Consider the following 16258-nt stretch of genomic DNA (forward strand, 5'->3'; position numbering starts at 1 on the left):
CATCATAAGCCGGTCGTCTCGCGCAGGGAATCCCGTACGGAGGCTCCGTGTCGAAGAATATCGGATGCCTTCAGTGTCCCATGCCCGCGCGCATCACCGCCTGCCGCAGCCCGGACAGGTCGTGCACTGCCTTCATTCCAGCCAATCGCAACAATTGCACCTGCGAGTTCGGTGACCGGGTGATCCGATTGAACAGGTCGATTGCGGTGACCCGGCGCCGGATGTCGGCGGAGCGGGTGCGATCGTATTCATTCAACATCTCAGGCTTTCCCAGCCCGTCGCGTCCGGCCATCAGCGCCAGGTCGCGAAGCAGGATCAGGTCGTTGAGCGACGTGTTGAGCCCCTGAGCGCCAATGGGCGGGATCACATGCGCGGCCTCGGCCATGATCGCCACTCGCGGCGCGGACAGCCGAGCAGCCCGCTGACTGATGATAGGCCAAAGCCGGCGGTCGGACTTCAGGTGCAGTGGGCCGAGTATGTAGCAGGAGCGCTCGGACATGCGCGCCTCGAACTCCGCGGTCTCCATCGCTGCCAGCTCCTCGGCGCGCGGGCCGGGATTCATCCAAACCACAGCCGAAGCCGGCTGACCGTCCAGATCGGGCAGGGGAACCAGGGTGAACGGACCACCCTGATTGTAAATCTCGGTGGACACATGCGCATGGGGCTTGGGGTGACAGACAACGAAGGCAAGGGTCTTCTGGCCATAGCGCGTCGTGTGCACGCCGATGCCCGCGGCTTCGCGCACCGCTGAATTTCGCCCGTCAGCGGCGACAACCAATTGCGCGGCAACGGAATTGCCGTCGCTGAGGCGGACGATCGCACCGCTGTCGCGAGCGATCATGGAAGCGAAGCTGGTGCCGAAGCGCAGTTCCACGTTTTCGAGCCCATCCAAGACCCGTGCCAGCCCCTGCAAGACGCGCCAATTCATCAGGTTCCAGCCAAAGCTGCTTTCGCCAAGGTCGCTGGCCATGAATTCACGGCTGTCGCGGATCTGGGGTGGCCAGTCCACCGTGTCGACAACCCGCAGCACATTGAGCGGAGTTGCTGTTTCGGCAAGGTCGCCCCAGAGGCCAATCTGTTCGAAAAGCTGCTTCGCCGGCTGCAGGAAGGCCGTCGACCGCAAGTCGGAGCCGTCTGCGTCGCCGTCCGTGACCGGCGGGGTGGGCGAAACGAGAATGGTGCGGAAACCGGCGCGCCCGAAGGCAAGCGCCGCGGTAAGGCCGGCGATCCCGCCGCCGGCGATCAGGATTTCGGTATCGGTGCGTGCCATCGCGGACCCTCCTGACCCCGGATGTAGGGCGACAGCGCCCCGGGGCACAAGCGGCAAAGGGTCTCGCGTCGATCCAGGGCTATCCGCCGACGCTGATGACGATCAGGAGCGCGAGGGAGACGAAGGTCAGCAGCACAAAGAGTACGCCGACGCCAGCTACCCCCATCGACAGAGCGGTAAGCACGGCCACGACCAGCAGGACCGCCACGATACCGAACAATGCTACCTCGCCCTCCGCGCGCGCGAGCCCCTTCCAGCCGCGATCTCCCGTAAAGGGTTCTAGGCTTTCGGTCGGCGGTGTGTGCTCTTCACTCATGTCGGCTCTCCTGAATTCGGTTTTATTCACTCTACTGCATATTGCGGCAGCATGTGCGAGCACCTTGCCGCAGGTGACCGACCGTGTTCCGGCCCGGCTAAGTCCCTATGCGGCCGCGAGCTGCCCGAGGAAATGCGCCAGATCGTCCGTGTGGTGATGGATATGCGGCGCTTCGGTCGGCTCGGGTGCCACATGTACCGTGCGCATGCCCATTTCGTGCGGTGCGGCCAGATTGCGTGGGTCGTCCTCGAACATGGCGGCACGATCCGGCGAGAGGCCATCGGTCGCGAAGACTGCTTCGAAGGCGGCGCGTTCGGGCTTGGGGTGAAATCCGGCGTGTTCGACGCCATAGACCGCGTCGAACAGGCCCGCCAACCCACGCGCGGCGACGACCCGCTCGGCATAGGGGCGCGAAGCATTGGTGTAGACGATGCGCCGGCCCGGAAGGGCGGCTATTCCCCGGGCCAGGTGAGGGTCCGGGGTGAGGTGCCCAAGGTCGATGTCATGGACTTCGTAGAGATAGGCAGACGGGTCGACTCCATGTAGCCGCATGAGCCCGGCGAGCGTCGTGCCGAAGCGGTGCCAGTAGTCACGGCGCAAAGAGTTGGCCGCATCCCGGTCGATCCCCAGTTCACGCATCACCCAGTCGGTCATGCGCACCTCGATCTGGTCGAACAGACGCGCTTCCGGAGGGTAAAGCGTGTTGTCCAGATCAAAAACCCAGGTCTGGACGTGAGAAAATCGGCTGCGGATCATGCGCGGACCCTAGGGTGGCCGCCAACCAGGCGCAAGCGGTGCCGTGGCAATCCGCCAGTGTATACAATTGCCGACAATCGTTTGAACCCCGGCCGATTTCGGGTAGTTTCGGTATCCGCATATGCCGTGCTTTGAGGATCCTTGAATGCCAAGCGACAAACACAACCACAAAGACGCCTACGATCTGATTCTCGAGGCAATAGATGTCGGTGTCTACAAGCCTGGCGACCGCTTGGTCGAGAGCGAGCTCGCAGAGCGCTTCGGCGTCTCCCGAACGCCGATCCGGGAAGCGCTGCAACGGCTTGAAACACAATCGCTTCTTGCGCGTGACGGGCGCAGCCTGATCGTAGCATCGCTCGACCATAACCAGTTGGCGGAGCTTTACGTGGTGCGGTCGGAACTGGAGGGGCTCGCCGCGCGTCTGGCAGCGCGCCATGCGGCGGCGGAGGAAGTCCATGTGCTCGAAGGCATGATAGAGGCGGATCGGGAGCTGGTGGGCGATCCACCGGCGCTGGCGCGGGCAAACCGGCGGTTTCACCGCCAGATTCACCTGGCGTCCCACAATCGGTATCTCGTGCAGCAGCTCGACCTCGTCTACCGATCCATGGCACTCATGGCCACAACCTCGTTGGCCGCGGAAGGGCGCGGCGTTGCCGCACTTCAGGAGCACGAGGTGATCGTTGCGGCAATCAAGGCGCGCGACGAGCAGGCGGCCTACGACGCGCTAAAGGCGCATATATCCGGCGCCTTCGTGCAGCGCCTTACCGCTGACAGCGACGCGTCGACACTTCCCTGACGCTGGCCGTTCGCGGGGTGCAGGCATGTCCGGTTGTTGCTTTCCGGAGGTGACAAGCGCAAGCGTTGGCCGATCTGCCACTGAGGTCTACGGGGATTGCTCGTTAGATGCGGGCACCGGCCTGAACTGCAGGTTGTCTGACCCGTATAGCCGCGCCAGCGATGCCCTGGCCTTCTCGGGACCATCCAGAATGCCTGTTTCGGCTTCGGTTTCGTCATAGTGGCCGTGACTGGTCTTGTCCCAGAAGAACGGCCTGGTGAGCACCTCGTAGAATGCCTTGTAGGAGGCGAGCGCCGCGAGCGGGAAGTAAAAGTGCTGTGTCGGTACCCATTTCATCAGGAAACGGTGCGTCTCACCACGCACCGCGAACGCCCCGACGACGATGTTGGTCAGTTCCGAGAGCACGAAGAGCGCCATCAAGGGCCAATAGGCGGCAGATGGAAGGAGACCGGTAAGCGGGTGCGGGAGGCCGAAGGCCAGAAGCCAGAACGACCACAGCACAGGTGCGAGTAGGAACTGCGTCAGTGTTCCGAGGAAGAGCACCTGAAAGCCGGTGAACTTGCGCGGACCCAGATCCCGAAGGAGCGTGCCCGGTGCGCGCATGTGCACAGCCCAGGTCAAGGCATAGCCCTTGAGCCAGCGGGAGCGTTGCTTGATCCATGGAACCAGACGGCAGTTCGCTTCCTCGCCGGTCACTGTCTCGACCATTTCAGTGCGGTAGCCGAGGCGCGCCAGGCGCATGCCGAGATCGGCATCTTCCGTCACGTTGTGAGCGTCCCACCCGCCAAGTCGTTCCAGCGCCTCGCGCCGGAAGAAGATCGTCGTGCCCCCCAGGGGCAAGGCGAGCCCGAGGTTTTGCAGGCCCGGTAGAATCACTCCGAACCAACTTGCATATTCGATAGTGAAGCAGCGGCTGAGCCAGTTGGTGCGCGCGTTGTAATAGTCCAGCCGACCTTGCAGGCAGGCGACGTCGGGGCCGCGCTCGTGGAAGCGCCGGACAACCTTATGGAGCTGGTCGGCTTCCGGGGCATCCTCTGCGTCCCAGACGCCGATGATCTGCCCACGGCAGAAGTCGAGCGCGTAGTTCAATGCCCGCGGTTTGGTTTGCACGCCGCCCGCGGGTACGGTCACGATCCGCATCCAGCGTGGAAGGTGCGTGTTCGCAAGCACGTCCGCAGTGACGGTGTCTGCTTCTTCGACCACGAGCAGGATATCCATCAACTCCTTGGGATAAGCCAGCCGCGCCAGCCGCTTGACAAGCTTGTCGGCGACGTTCTGTTCCCGAAAAAGCGGCACCATGATCGAAACCGTCGGCAGACGCGCGATCGCCGGGTCGGACCGGCGGCACGACTGGAACATTGCGGGAGGCTTTTCGCGCCCGGCAAGGATAACCGTCGCCAGGGCGGTTACTTTCAGTGCCACGCTCGCGGTCAGAGTCAGGATCGCCCAGGCCGCGAGCAACAGAAAAACGGGGACCGGAAATGTCACGGCCAATGCGAGACACGTGAGAATGCCGGCGAGGATGAGACGGGCATTGGCCGAATTTTCCCAACCGCGACAAGAATAGCTCTGCGGAACCCGCGTTTCGGCCCGCGCCGCGAGCGCAGGGTTCCGGACGGTGGTGAGCGCGCGGTGCAGTTCGGATTCGCTGGTCAGCGCCATGACGACGGGACCAAGCTTTTCCTCCAGTTCCGGCCGAATGGCGGAAAATCGCTCCGGGCGCGTCGTGGCGACCGCGACTGCGCTGCCGTTGCGTTGCCAGGGAAGAAGCCCGTGGCGAAGGCACCATGCGGAGCCCACATCGTCGACAAGTCGTGCGTCCGGCGGTTTGCCGCGGAAATCCGCGACCTCCGCGGACCATTGTTCCGACAGGCCGGCGAGAAGGTCGGTTTCGCTGACCATCCGGTTGCAAAGGAGGATTTCCCCGATCCGCGCATCCTGACGCGCCTGCATCGCCAGCGATTTGACAAGATCCCCGGGATCCAAAACGCCGCGTTCCACGAGCCGTTGGCCAATGGGCTTGTGCGCGGATGGGTTCGAACGGACCAGCCGCGGGCGGAGGTCGTTGTCAATCCGGTCAACCAGCAGAAAGGGCTTCGCAGGCACCGGTACGAGCGGTCGACGGGTGGGCGCGGTCATGGCCTCGCTGTGACTCCCCCAGGGCAAATGGACCCCGGAAGTCTGAGAGGCTCTTGGTTAACGGCGTGTTAACGGCGCGGGCAGATGCGTCAAGCGGCCACTGTTCGTGCCGCCATTGCCGCGGCGAAACGCTCGAAGAGGTAGTAACTGTCCTGTGGTCCCGGACTCGCTTCGGGGTGATATTGCACCGAGAAAACCGGGCGGTCCGCCACGCGAATACCGCAGTTCGATCCGTCGAACAGCGACACATGGGTCTCCAACACGCCCTCCGGCAACGTCTGGCTGTCGACGGTGAAACCGTGGTTCATGGACGTGATCTCGACCTTGCCCGTCTCCAGATCCTTCACCGGATGGTTGGCACCGTGGTGGCCGTGGTTCATCTTGATCGTCCGCGCCCCGAGCGCCAGCGCCAGCATCTGGTGGCCGAGACAGATGCCGAAGACCGGCAGGTCCGTGCGGTCGAGGACCTCCCGGATCATCGGCACCGCATAATCTCCTGTCGCAGCCGGGTCCCCCGGACCGTTGGACAGGAACACCCCGTCGGGGGAATGGGCGAGCACGTCGTCAGCGGCGGCCGTTGCCGGCAGAACGGTGACGTCACAGCCCACCGAAGCCAGGCAGCGCAGGATATTCCGCTTAGCCCCGTAGTCGAGCGCCACCACCTTGTGCTTCGGAGCGTCCTGGCGCGCATAACCGTCGGGCCAGGCCCAACGCATCTCGTCCCAGCGGTAGGACTGGGCGCAAGTGACCTGCTTCGCAAGGTCCAACCCGACAAGGCCGGAAAACCCGCGGGCGGCCTCGATCAGCGCCTCGATGTCGAACCGGCCCTCCGGGTCATGAGCGATTGCCACGTGCGGCGCGCCCTGACGCCGGATCGCGCGGGTCAGCCGCCGGGTATCCACACCGCCGATGCCGATGCGGCCGCGCCGCTCGAGCCATGTGGTCAGCGGCTCGGCCGCACGCCAGTTCGAGGGCGCGGTCGGGTCCCATTTGACCACCATGCCGGCCGCGACCGGATCTGCCGTCTCATCGTCGTCGGGGTTGACGCCCACATTGCCCACATGCGGGAACGTGAACGTCACGACTTGTCCGGCATAGGACGGGTCGGTCATGATCTCCTGATACCCGGTCATGGCGGTGTTGAAACACAGTTCGGCAACCGTGCGTCCCGTGGCGCCGAACCCTTTGCCGTAAAACAGCGTGCCGTCGGCGAGGGCAAGGCAGGCGGTGGGGGCGTTCTGGGACATCGGGCGACTCCTGCGGGCAAATCGGCGGCAACCTATGGGCGGCCTGCGGGGGCGTCAAGGCGTGGTTGCAAGCGCTGGTTGAAAGCGTTAAATTTCCGTTTCGAGGTTGGGGAACCTAGAGGATAACCATGACGCAATTGAGAGACCGGGTGAACGCTGGTCTGAAAGACGCCATGCGCAATCGGCAAACGGATCGTCTTTCGACACTGCGGCTGATCAATGCTGCGATCAAGGATCGCGATATCGCAACGCGCGCCGAAGGAGCGACCGAAGGGGCGACGGAGGCGGATGTACTGCAGATCCTTGGCAAAATGGTGAAGCAGCGCAAGGAGAGTGCCCGCGCCTACGAGGAAGGCGGGCGTCTGGAACTGGCCGAGAAGGAACGTGCGGAAATCATCGTTCTGGAAGAGTTCCTGCCGCGCAAGCTGAGCGATGAGGAAGTCCGCGACGCCGTCGATGCGGCCATCTCGGACACTGGCGCCGGGAGCATTCGCGACATGGGCAAGGTCATGGGAGTCCTGAAGTCCAAGTATACGGGCCGTATGGACTTCGGGACCGTCGGGCCGCTGGTCAAGGACCGGCTCGGCGTTCGTCCACAAGTTTAGGTTTAGTTCGGATCCAGCGGCGGTGCACTGGCGTCCGATGTCGCCGGCCGCATCGGTGGTTCCAACGTCAACGGCATCGCGCCGGTCAGGTGTGGTACATATCCTGTGCCCCGCTTTCGATCGGCTCGTCGATGAAACGCACCGTCCCGATGTACGGCAGATTGCGGTTTCTCTGAGCGAAGTCGATGCCGTATCCGACCACGAACTTGTCGGGTATCTCGAAGCCGGTCCAGTCGGCCTTGTAGTCGACTTCGCGACGGGCCGGTTTGTCGAGAAGGCAAATGGTCCGCAGCCGCGCGGGATTGCGGGCCGCGAGGAAGGCAACGACCCGCGCCATCGTGTGCCCGGTGTCGATGATGTCCTCGACGACCAGCACGTCACGCCCTTCGATCTCGCCGCGCAGATCCTTGAGGATCCGCACCTCCCGGCTTGAGACCATCGTGTTGCCGTAGGAGGAGGCTTCCAGGAAATCGACCTCGACCGGCAGGTCCAGTTCGCGGACCAGATCGGCAATGAACACGAACGAGCCGCGCAGGAGCCCGACGACAACGAGTTTGTCCGTGTCGGCAAACTCGGTTTCGATCTCCCGAGCCAATTCCTCGATGCGGGCAGCGATGGATTTGGCGGAGATCAGCTGGTCAATGACGTATGGTCGCGAGGACATAGGCTTCCCTTGATCTTGCCCGCAGAGTCTAAGACATGTTCGGCCAGTCACGTGAACCGAACAGACAGGGGCCAATCGCCGCACGATGCTTACCCATTCCGACAGCCGCATCATGCCGTATTCGGCACAGCAAATGTACGACCTCGTGGCCGATATCGAATCCTACCCGAAATTTCTGCCGTGGACAGCGGCGGCACGCTTGCGCGGGCAGCATCCAGAAGGCGACGTAATCGTCGCCATTGCGGACATGGTGATCTCGTTCAAGGTGTTTCGTGAGAAGTTCGGAACCCGTGTAACGATGGACCCGCTCGCAGGGACAATCGTCAGCGAACTCGTCGACGGACCCTTCAAATGCCTGATTTCGAAATGGGCCTTCCGGGACGTGGAGGAGGGCTGTCAGGTCGACTACAACGTCGAGTTCGAGTTCCGAAACCGCATATTGCAAAAGGCCGCAGGCGTTTTTTTCCACGAGGCGCAGCGGCAGATCATGGGCGCTTTCGAGAAAAGAGCCAAGGAACTGCACGGCTGAATGCCGAACCTGCGATGGACGATCCACCGCAGGTTCCATCTTCAGGAAACCATGTCGTAGGCTCGCTCGCCGTGCACCAGAAGGTCGAGCCCGGTGGTTTCGGTTTCCGCGTCCACACGCATCGGGGTCACGAGCCGTACCGCCAAGACGAGCGCTGCGGTGACGACTGCGGTGAACACGCCCACGACCACCAGGGCGCCCAATTGCGCAGCCCAGGAGCCGGCCCCGAAGACTGCTATCATGATCGTGCCGAAGATACCGCCAACCCCATGCACCGCAAACACGTCAAGCGTGTCGTCTATCGCCAGAATGTTGCGTATCAGGTTCACGGCCTCGTGGCAGAGCACGCCGGCGATTCCGCCGATGATCAGCGCCTCGACTGGCCCGACGAACCCCGAGGCAGGGGTGATCGACGCCAGTCCCGCGATGGTGCCCGTAACCATGCCCACAAGCGAGGCCTTGCCGTATTTGATCCGCTCCCACAACGCCCAGGTTAGAGAGGCCGCGGCAGCAGAGAGATGCGTAACGGTAATCGCCATGGCTGCGCCGCCGTCTGCCGCCAGTTGCGATCCGCCGTTGAAGCCGAACCAGCCGACCCACAGCATTGCGGCGCCAATCATGACGTAACCGGGCGCGTGAGGCGGTTTGGTACGGTCGCGCCGCGGCCCGAGAAAGAGCGCGAGGATCAACGCTGCGATCCCGGCCGTCTCGTGAACCACGATGCCACCGGCAAAATCTCTCGCGCCCACCGCGCCAAAAAGTCCACCGTCGGAAAGAAACCCGCCACCCCAGATCCAATGCGCAACGGGGGCGTAGCAGATCAGCATCCACAAGGTGGAAAACAGAAGGACGAACGCAAAGCCGATCCGCTCCACATATGCGCCGACGATGAGTGCCGGCGTGATGATGGCAAAGGTCATCTGGAAGGCGAAGAAGAGCACTTCGGGGATTGTTCCGGACAGGCTGTCCGTGGTTATCCCGGAGAGGAACGCCTTGCCCAACCCTCCCCAGAGCGGGCCGCCGTCCCCGAAGGCTATGGAGTATCCGGCGACCAGCCAGGCGATGCTCATGGCGCAGGCAATCGCGTAGCACTGCATGAAAACGCTCAGCACATTGCGAGCGCGCACGAGTCCGCCATAGAACAACGCCAGCCCCGGCAATGTCATGAACAGGACCAGCGCCGTCGCAACGATGATCCAGGCAGTGTCGGCTCCCACCATTCCCTTTGTCCCTCCCAGGTTCGCAAGACGACCAGTTCCGGCCGTTCGCGCCTGTGAAGCGTAGCGTGACCGCCTGCAAAAGGTGCAAAGCGCACATTAAAGCGCCTAAAAACCAAACTCTGTGCGGAGTGCGGATATTTTGGGCGAAAAATAGACGTGTCGGTGCTTTTGTGGGCGGCCGGTGAACCGGGATGGGGCGAATTCACGCGTGCGGCGGAGCAATCCGTTCGGGCGGTAGCGGCGCATCCTGCAACCCGCCGATCAGCAGGTCGAGCGCGTGGTTGACCGTGTACTGGCGCACTGCTGTGCGCCCGAGGGCCCCAAAATCAACGGTTTTGGTGACGGTGATGTGCCCTCGCCTTGCGAGGCCAAAGCACACGCGTCCCTCCGGCTTGTGTTCGCTTCCGCCGGGACCCGCGATACCGGTTACCGACACCGCCAGATCTGCCCGCGACCGCGCAAGCGCACCGTCGGCCATCTCGCGCGCAACCTGTTCGGAGACCGCGCCGTGAAGCTCGAGCGTCTCCGCCCGCACGCCCAGCATTTCCTCTTTGGCTGCATTGGAGTAGGTCACGAACCCGCGGTCGAAAACATCGGATGAGCCAGGGATCTCGGTGATCGCCCCGGCAATCAACCCGCCCGTGCAGCTTTCGGCGGCGGCGACTGTGAGACCGCGACTGCGCGCCTGATCCAGGAGCATTTCGGCGCTCACCGAGGTTCGGTCGCTTACCGTGGCAATCTCGCTCATCGGGTTGCTCCAGTGGTTGCGATCAGGGCGGACATGACGCCTATCGCGAGCATCAGCGTTACGGCGCCGGCAATCAGGTCGTCGGCCAGGTGGGGCAGGGCCGTCGGGCGGCGCCCCAGAAAGCGCAGCGGCAGGGCGAGAAGCCCATGGTAGATCAGCAGCGGGACCAGGAGGGCGGCCGATGTGGTCGACAAGGTGCTGCCGGCGACGCCCGCCAGCGGCAGAGCTGGGGCAGATGCCAGCCAGACGCCTGCGAACCGGTCCAACACGATTTGACGCGGCGCGACACCGGCTGCAAGTGCGCGCGGGACGCAGATCATCGCCAGCGCCATGAGCAAGCCCCAGCAGGCGACGAACACCATGGGTGCACGGAGTGTTGAATAGAGCGTCGCGGCGCAGGCTAGCCCTGCCGCCGAGGCAAGGAATCCGCCGAGCACGGGTATCGTGCCGATCGGGCCGAGTGTGGCAAGACGGAGCAACATGCGGTCAGCCCATCAGCCACGTGTGGGAGACAAAGGCCGCGATGGAAACGACGGCCGCGGCCATCATCCCTGCGATCACGTCGTCGAGCATCACGCCTGTTGGCGCCGGGCGCCGGTCGGCCCAACCAACCGGCCCCGGCTTCCAGATGTCGAACAGGCGGAACATGAGGAACCCGCCGATCCAGCCGGGGTAAGGAAAGACATGCGGTGCGACACCGGCAAACCAGAGCCCCGCCGAGAGCGGCCACAGTGCAATCCACATTCCGACGAGCTCATCAATGACGATCTCGGACGGATCGGGGTCGTCAAGCACGACCACCTGGATTCGCGTTGCCCACCACCCGGCCACCAACGCGCCGAGGGTCGCCACGAAGAGCAGCGGGAACCCCCCGAGCCAGTGCAGCAGCCATGCCGGCGGGATCGCGACGAGGGACCCCCACGTGCCGGGTGCGGGACGCAGGAGGCCGGTGCCACAGACTGTGGAGACGAAGCGCGCGGGGGTCATGCAGACACCAGCGCAGCGGTGGCGAGTGCGGCGATGCCCTCCTCGCGCCCGGTGAAACCCAGCCGCTCCGATGTGGTGGCCTTGACGCTGACCCGCGTGGGGTCCAACCCCATGATCGCCGCGAGCGCGGTCTGCATTGCCGCTGCATGGGGCCCGATCTTGGGGCGTTCGCAGACGAGCGTGCAATCGACATTCGCGACGCGGAAACCGCGGCTTGCCACCAATTCAACGGCGTGACGCAGGAATATCTCGCTCGCCGCGCCCTTCCATTGCGGATCGCTGGGCGGAAAATGCCGTCCGATGTCACCCTCTGCAAGCGCGCCATAGAGTGCGTCGGTTACCGCGTGCATGCCCACATCCGCATCCGAATGCCCCTGCAGTCCGCGGGGATGGGCGACCTCCACACCGCAGAGCACGACGTGGTCGCCGGGCCCGAAACGGTGCACGTCATAGCCGTTGCCCAGCCTTACATCCATCGGAACTCCTTTCTTCAGGATCTTCTCCGCCCGAGAAAAGCATCCCGGAAGCGTCACCTTCATATTGTCCTCGTGCCCCTCGACGATGGCCACGTCCAGCCCCGCGGCGAGTGCAACCTCCACGTCGTCTGCGGCGCCCCCGGGATGTGCGGCATGGGCGGCGCGGATCGCGTCCAGCGCGAAACCCTGCGGCGTCTGGGCGCGAAACAAGCCCTCGCGGGAGGTCGGTGCCATTACACGCCCGTCCTGTCCACGCCAAAGCGCATCCGTCACCGCAATCGCGGGCGCGGCGCCGGGCGCCGTTTTGAGGGCCGCGAGCACGCGGTCGATTACCTCGGCGGGCACGATGGGGCGGGCTCCGTCGTGGATCAGCACGTGCGTGACACCGTCGGGTAGGGCCGCGAGTCCGGCCTTGACCGAGGCGTCCCGACTGTCGCCGCCAGGTGTGAGTGCCACATCTTCGGGCAACACTTCGCGGGCAAGTGTCGCATCTTGCGGGGCGATGACCACGACCACGTCGCGCACAGCGGAATGGCTGCGGAATCGTTCCACCGAATGAGCCAGTACCGCTCTGCCCGCAATGGACTGATATTGTTTGGGTATGTCGCCACCGGCTCGGGTCCCGCGTCCAGCGGCGACGATCAGCACCGCGACCCGCGTCAGGGTGTGTGCGACCGATGTGTTCGGGGGCGTCTCGCTCATGCCCCTCGTCTAGTGCGTGACCGAAGGCAGGGCAACGGGCAAGCCGATCGGTGGTGAATTTGCTTATATTTTGTGCAGTGGTCGTTTTGCGGTCATGTAGCTGGGCTCTGTGTCTTGGAACCGGGCACAGCTTCGATATACGACAATCTGACTGCACAAGGATTGAGCAATTGACGGTTTGCTTTGCAAACTTCAACCTGACGCCACCCGTTCTACTGGCCCCGCTGGCCGGGATAACCGATCTGCCCTTCCGGCAGCTCGTTTCCCGGTTCGGTGCGGGGCTGGTCGTGTCGGAGATGGTTGCGAGCCAGGAGATGGTCCAGGCGAAACCCGGCGTCCGCGAAAAGGCGGAGCTCGGCTTCGGCGAGACCAATACGGCCGTGCAACTCGCAGGGCGCGAGGCGCATTGGATGGCCGAGGCGGCCCGGATGGTCGAGGCAAATGGCGCGCAGTTGATTGACATCAACATGGGCTGCCCCGCGAAGAAAGTTACCAGTACCAGCGGTGCCGGTGCCTCCGGCTCGGCGCTCATGCGGGATCTGGACCACGCGACGTCACTGATTGAGGCCGTTGTCGGCGCGGTATCGGTGCCTGTGACGCTCAAAACGCGCCTCGGCTGGGACGATGCCAGCCGCAACGCCGCGGAGCTGGCGCGGCGGGCCGAGGCGGCCGGTGTGCAGATGGTCACCATCCATGGCCGCACCCGACAGCAGTTTTACAAGGGGCGTGCAAATTGGACAGCGATTGCCGAAGTCAAGCAGGCCGTTTCCATTCCGGTCATCGCCAATGGCGATATCGTCGACGTTGATACGGCGCGCGCCGCGCTGGCCCAGTCGGGCGCCGACGGTGTGATGGTCGGCCGAGGGGCGCAGGGAAGGCCATGGCGTCTGGCCGAGATCGCAGCCGACATTTTCGGCACGCCGAAGCCCGAGGTTCCACGCGGCGGTGCCCTTGCGGAGATTGTCTCGGAGCACGTGGAGGCGATGCTCTCTTTCTACGGGCCGACGCTGGGCAACCGCATGGCCCGCAAGCACCTCGGTTGGTATCTCGATCACGCCGGAGATCCCGCCGGCCTTCGCCGCCATCTGCAGACCGAATCCGACAATGCGCGGGTGCAGCGACTGATCCGAAGTGCCTTTGACGCGCAGACGATGGAGGTCGCCTGATGCCCGGAACCGGCCGAATCTGGGCGTCGCTGCCAATTCCCGCACTTCTGCTCGACCATCAGGATAGAATTACGAACATCAATCCGGCGGCCGAGCTGTTCCTGAACAAGACGATCAAGGGGCTGGCCGGAGCGCTTGTCTACGACAAGTTGGTGATCGATGCGCCGGTGGAAGAGGCGCTGGCCCGCGTGCGAAAGAACCGCTCGCCGATCTTCGTCAACGACGTCGATGTGGGCACGGGCGAAAGGGCCCCCGTTGAGTGCAACCTGCAGATCGCGCCTGTTGCCAATGATACCAGCCAGATACTTTTCCTGGTCTCGCCGCGAGAGATTGCTGGCAGGTTGGGCAGGTCCATCTCGGCCGACAAGGCGGCCAAATCGGCCATCGGCATGGCCGAGATGCTGGCCCACGAAATCAAGAACCCGCTCGCTGGTATCACCGGTGCCGCGCAGTTGCTTTCGATGAACCTGCCCAAGGAAGACCTCGAACTCACCGATCTGATTGTCGCCGAGAGCCGACGGATCGTGAAACTGCTCGATCAGGTCGAGCAATTCGGCAACCTGCGCCCGCCGCAGCTCAAGCCGGTCAACATTCACGACATCCTCGACCGCGCCCGCAAATCCGCCATCATCGGTTTCGCCGCGCACATGACGGTCAAGGAGGATTACGACCCCTCCTTGCCGCCGGCGTACGGCGATGGCGATCAACTGCTTCAGGTTTTCCTCAACCTCCTGAAGAACGCGGCAGAAGCGGCGGCGATGGACAGTGGCGAGATCACCATCCGGACTTTCTATGAACCGAGCCTTCGGGTTCGGCGAAAGGGCGAGCAGGCGTTCCGCGTGCCGCTCCAGGTCGAGATCGTCGACAACGGGCCTGGCTTGCCGGCCGAAATCGCTGACGAGGTTTTTGAACCCTTTGTCTCGGGGCGTGAGAACGGCACCGGGCTCGGGCTGGCGCTGGTCGGGAAGATCATCGCCGAGCACAAGGGGTGGATTTCCGTGGATTCGGTGCCGGGGCGCACAGTGTTCCGCATCTCGCTCCCCGTCGCCCCCAAACACATGCAGCAGGACTTGGACAAGGAGACCCGATAGATGGACGGCACCGTACTAGTCGCAGACGACGACCGCACGATCCGCACCGTTCTGACCCAGGCGCTGACCCGGGCGGGCTGCAAGGTCCATGCCACGTCGTCGCTGGTCACGCTCATGCGATGGGTCGAAGAGGGTAAGGGCGACCTGGTGATCTCCGACGTGATCATGCCCGATGGCAATGGCCTGGAGACCTTGCCGAAGATCGCCGAGGAGCGGCCCGGTCTGCCGGTGATCGTGATATCGGCACAAAACACAATCATGACGGCGATCCAGGCGGCGGAAGCGGATGCCTACGACTACCTGCCCAAGCCGTTCGATCTGCCGGACCTGATGAAACGCGCCTCCAAGGCATTGGAGACCAAGCGGCGCGCGCCCATCTCGCGCCCCGCTGGCGACACCAACGGGAGCGAGTCCGACGACTTGCCGCTGGTCGGCCGGACTCCGGTGATGCAGGCGCTCTACAGGCTCGTTGCGCGCGTCATGAATACCGACCTTGCGGTGCTGATCACCGGCGAATCCGGTACCGGGAAGTCGCTTATCGCCCGCGCCATCCACGATTTCTCGGACAGGCGTACGCTTCCTTTCGTGGTCGCTGGAGCGGAGGAATTGTCCACTTTCGACGGACCGTCCTCGATCCTCGCCAAGGCGCGCGGTGGATCCGTTCTGTTCGACGAGGTCGGTGACCTGGACGCAGACACGCAGGGCCGGATCGTACGCATGCTGGATGCCTTGTCGGACACCGCGCCTCGGGTGATGGCAACGTCCCAGGGCGATCTCATGCAGAAGATGGAGGGCGGTAGTTTCCGGCAAGATCTGTTCTATCGTCTCAGCGGGGTCACCCTGAACGTGCCGTCTCTTCGGGAGCGCGTTGACGACATTCCTTTGCTTGCCGAGCATTTCCTGGCGCGGTCCGACCGCGACGGCACCGGCTCCCGGCGGTTTTCTCCGACGGCAATGGAACTGATCCGCGCCTATTCCTGGCCGGGCAACGTGCGCCAGCTCGAAAACACGATCCGGCGGCTGGTCGTGACGTCCTCCGAAGAAGAGATCGGCCGAGCCGAGGTGGAGATGGTGCTCGGCAACCAACCGGAGATCGAACCGCTGGTCGGCGGCGGCGATGCGGAGAAGCTCTCTGCCTCCGTGGCCAAGCATTTGCGCCGGTATTTCGACCTGCACGGCGGAGTCTTGCCACCGCCCGGCCTCTACCAGCGCATCCTTCGCGAGGTTGAAATCCCGCTTATCGAGATCGCGTTGGACGCAACCGGCGGTAATCAGGCGAAATGTGCCGATCTTCTCGGAATAAATCGCAATACCTTGCGCAAGAAGATCACCGACCTCGATATTCGCGTGACACGACGCCGCAAGTTGATGTAAAACCGCAACAGAGCCGTGGCATCGGGGGCACGCCCCCGCGGAAAGATCACGGGATATGGCGGTCGCGCGCTCGGATCCAACGAAATCTGGGTGGCGCAAACATCACGGGGCGCGAAGCTTGGCAGGCAGTTCCAGGCGTCTGAAATGGGAAACGATCGCTCGGCTGCGACGG

17 protein-coding genes are annotated in these 16258 nt (G+C 63.7%); 6 read left to right on the plus strand and 11 right to left on the minus strand.

Annotated features, from left to right (window positions below):
• Positions 1-70 precede the first annotated feature (70 nt).
• From ARC39_RS03540 to ARC39_RS03550, 3 genes are all read right to left on the minus strand, one after another.
• Positions 71-1270 carry an FAD-dependent monooxygenase gene (locus tag ARC39_RS03540; RefSeq protein ID WP_068110208.1) on the minus strand — a complete coding sequence of 400 codons (1200 nt, stop codon included), beginning with the start codon at positions 1268-1270 and terminating at the stop codon, positions 71-73.
• Between the two features lie 79 nt (positions 1271-1349).
• Complete coding sequence (locus tag ARC39_RS03545) at positions 1350-1586, minus strand: hypothetical protein (protein ID WP_068110211.1); 237 nt, start codon at positions 1584-1586, stop codon at positions 1350-1352.
• A gap of 105 nt (positions 1587-1691) precedes the next feature.
• Positions 1692-2342: a pyrimidine 5'-nucleotidase gene (locus tag ARC39_RS03550; RefSeq protein WP_068110214.1), complete on the minus strand. Its 651-nt coding sequence runs from the start codon at positions 2340-2342 to the stop codon at positions 1692-1694.
• A 145-nt stretch (positions 2343-2487) separates the two neighbouring features.
• On the opposite strand from ARC39_RS03550, the gene ARC39_RS03555 reads away from it, so the two are divergent.
• Positions 2488-3138: a GntR family transcriptional regulator gene (locus ARC39_RS03555; protein WP_068110217.1), complete on the plus strand. Its 651-nt coding sequence runs from the start codon at positions 2488-2490 to the stop codon at positions 3136-3138.
• Between the two features lie 87 nt (positions 3139-3225).
• On the opposite strand, the gene ARC39_RS03560 is transcribed toward ARC39_RS03555, so the two are convergent.
• Positions 3226-5277, minus strand: coding sequence for a glycosyltransferase (locus ARC39_RS03560; protein WP_078059054.1), 2052 nt, complete (start codon positions 5275-5277; stop codon positions 3226-3228).
• 89 nt (positions 5278-5366) lie between these two features.
• The gene (gene carA / locus ARC39_RS03565) at positions 5367-6524 is read right to left on the minus strand and encodes a glutamine-hydrolyzing carbamoyl-phosphate synthase small subunit (protein ID WP_068110219.1); all 1158 of its coding nucleotides are present in this window, start codon (positions 6522-6524) and stop codon (positions 5367-5369) included.
• 128 nt (positions 6525-6652) lie between these two features.
• On the opposite strand from carA, the gene ARC39_RS03570 reads away from it, so the two are divergent.
• Positions 6653-7129 carry a GatB/YqeY domain-containing protein gene (locus ARC39_RS03570; RefSeq protein ID WP_068110222.1) on the plus strand — a complete coding sequence of 159 codons (477 nt, stop codon included), beginning with the start codon at positions 6653-6655 and terminating at the stop codon, positions 7127-7129.
• Between the two features lie 85 nt (positions 7130-7214).
• Here the strand turns inward: ARC39_RS03570 and hpt are convergent, their stop codons facing one another.
• A complete protein-coding gene (hpt, locus tag ARC39_RS03575) occupies positions 7215-7793 on the minus strand; it encodes a hypoxanthine phosphoribosyltransferase (protein ID WP_068110225.1) in 579 nt (192 codons plus the stop codon).
• Positions 7794-7878: 85 nt separating this feature from the next.
• Between hpt and ARC39_RS03580 the strand changes: the two genes are divergently transcribed.
• Entirely contained in the window at positions 7879-8322 is a 444-nt protein-coding gene (locus tag ARC39_RS03580; protein WP_068110227.1) for a type II toxin-antitoxin system RatA family toxin, read from the plus strand.
• Between the two features lie 41 nt (positions 8323-8363).
• Here the strand turns inward: ARC39_RS03580 and ARC39_RS03585 are convergent, their stop codons facing one another.
• The 5 genes from ARC39_RS03585 to ARC39_RS03605 all read right to left on the minus strand — a co-directional run bounded on the left by ARC39_RS03585 (position 8364) and on the right by ARC39_RS03605 (position 12455).
• Complete coding sequence (locus ARC39_RS03585) at positions 8364-9542, minus strand: ammonium transporter (RefSeq protein WP_068110230.1); 1179 nt, start codon at positions 9540-9542, stop codon at positions 8364-8366.
• A gap of 202 nt (positions 9543-9744) precedes the next feature.
• Positions 9745-10254, minus strand: coding sequence for a CinA family protein (locus ARC39_RS03590; RefSeq protein ID WP_068111583.1), 510 nt, complete (start codon positions 10252-10254; stop codon positions 9745-9747).
• Between the two features lie 32 nt (positions 10255-10286).
• Positions 10287-10772: a phosphatidylglycerophosphatase A gene (locus ARC39_RS03595; RefSeq protein WP_068110233.1), complete on the minus strand. Its 486-nt coding sequence runs from the start codon at positions 10770-10772 to the stop codon at positions 10287-10289.
• A 4-nt stretch (positions 10773-10776) separates the two neighbouring features.
• The gene (locus ARC39_RS03600) at positions 10777-11277 is read right to left on the minus strand and encodes a phosphatidylglycerophosphatase A family protein (RefSeq protein WP_068110236.1); all 501 of its coding nucleotides are present in this window, start codon (positions 11275-11277) and stop codon (positions 10777-10779) included.
• A complete protein-coding gene (locus tag ARC39_RS03605) occupies positions 11274-12455 on the minus strand; it encodes a bifunctional 2-C-methyl-D-erythritol 4-phosphate cytidylyltransferase/2-C-methyl-D-erythritol 2,4-cyclodiphosphate synthase (protein ID WP_078059055.1) in 1182 nt (393 codons plus the stop codon). The genes ARC39_RS03600 and ARC39_RS03605 overlap by 4 nt, the downstream gene beginning before the upstream one ends.
• Positions 12456-12625: 170 nt before the next feature.
• Here ARC39_RS03605 and dusB point away from each other — a divergent pair, with 170 nt between their 5' ends.
• From dusB to ARC39_RS03620, 3 genes are read left to right on the plus strand one after another with little or no spacing between them, the layout of a single operon-like run.
• A complete protein-coding gene (gene dusB, locus ARC39_RS03610) occupies positions 12626-13621 on the plus strand; it encodes a tRNA dihydrouridine synthase DusB (protein WP_068110238.1) in 996 nt (331 codons plus the stop codon).
• On the plus strand, positions 13621-14712 hold the full coding sequence (locus ARC39_RS03615; RefSeq protein WP_068110241.1) for a two-component system sensor histidine kinase NtrB: 1092 nt from the start codon (positions 13621-13623) through the stop codon (positions 14710-14712). Before dusB ends, ARC39_RS03615 begins: the two co-directional genes overlap by 1 nt.
• Positions 14713-16086, plus strand: a complete 1374-nt coding sequence (locus ARC39_RS03620) for a response regulator (RefSeq protein WP_068110244.1) — start codon at positions 14713-14715, stop codon at positions 16084-16086. It begins immediately after the preceding gene.
• Positions 16087-16258: the final 172 nt, after the last annotated feature.

The organism is Tropicimonas marinistellae (assembly GCF_001509585.1).
Classification (GTDB): Bacteria; Pseudomonadota; Alphaproteobacteria; order Rhodobacterales; family Rhodobacteraceae; genus Tropicimonas; species Tropicimonas marinistellae.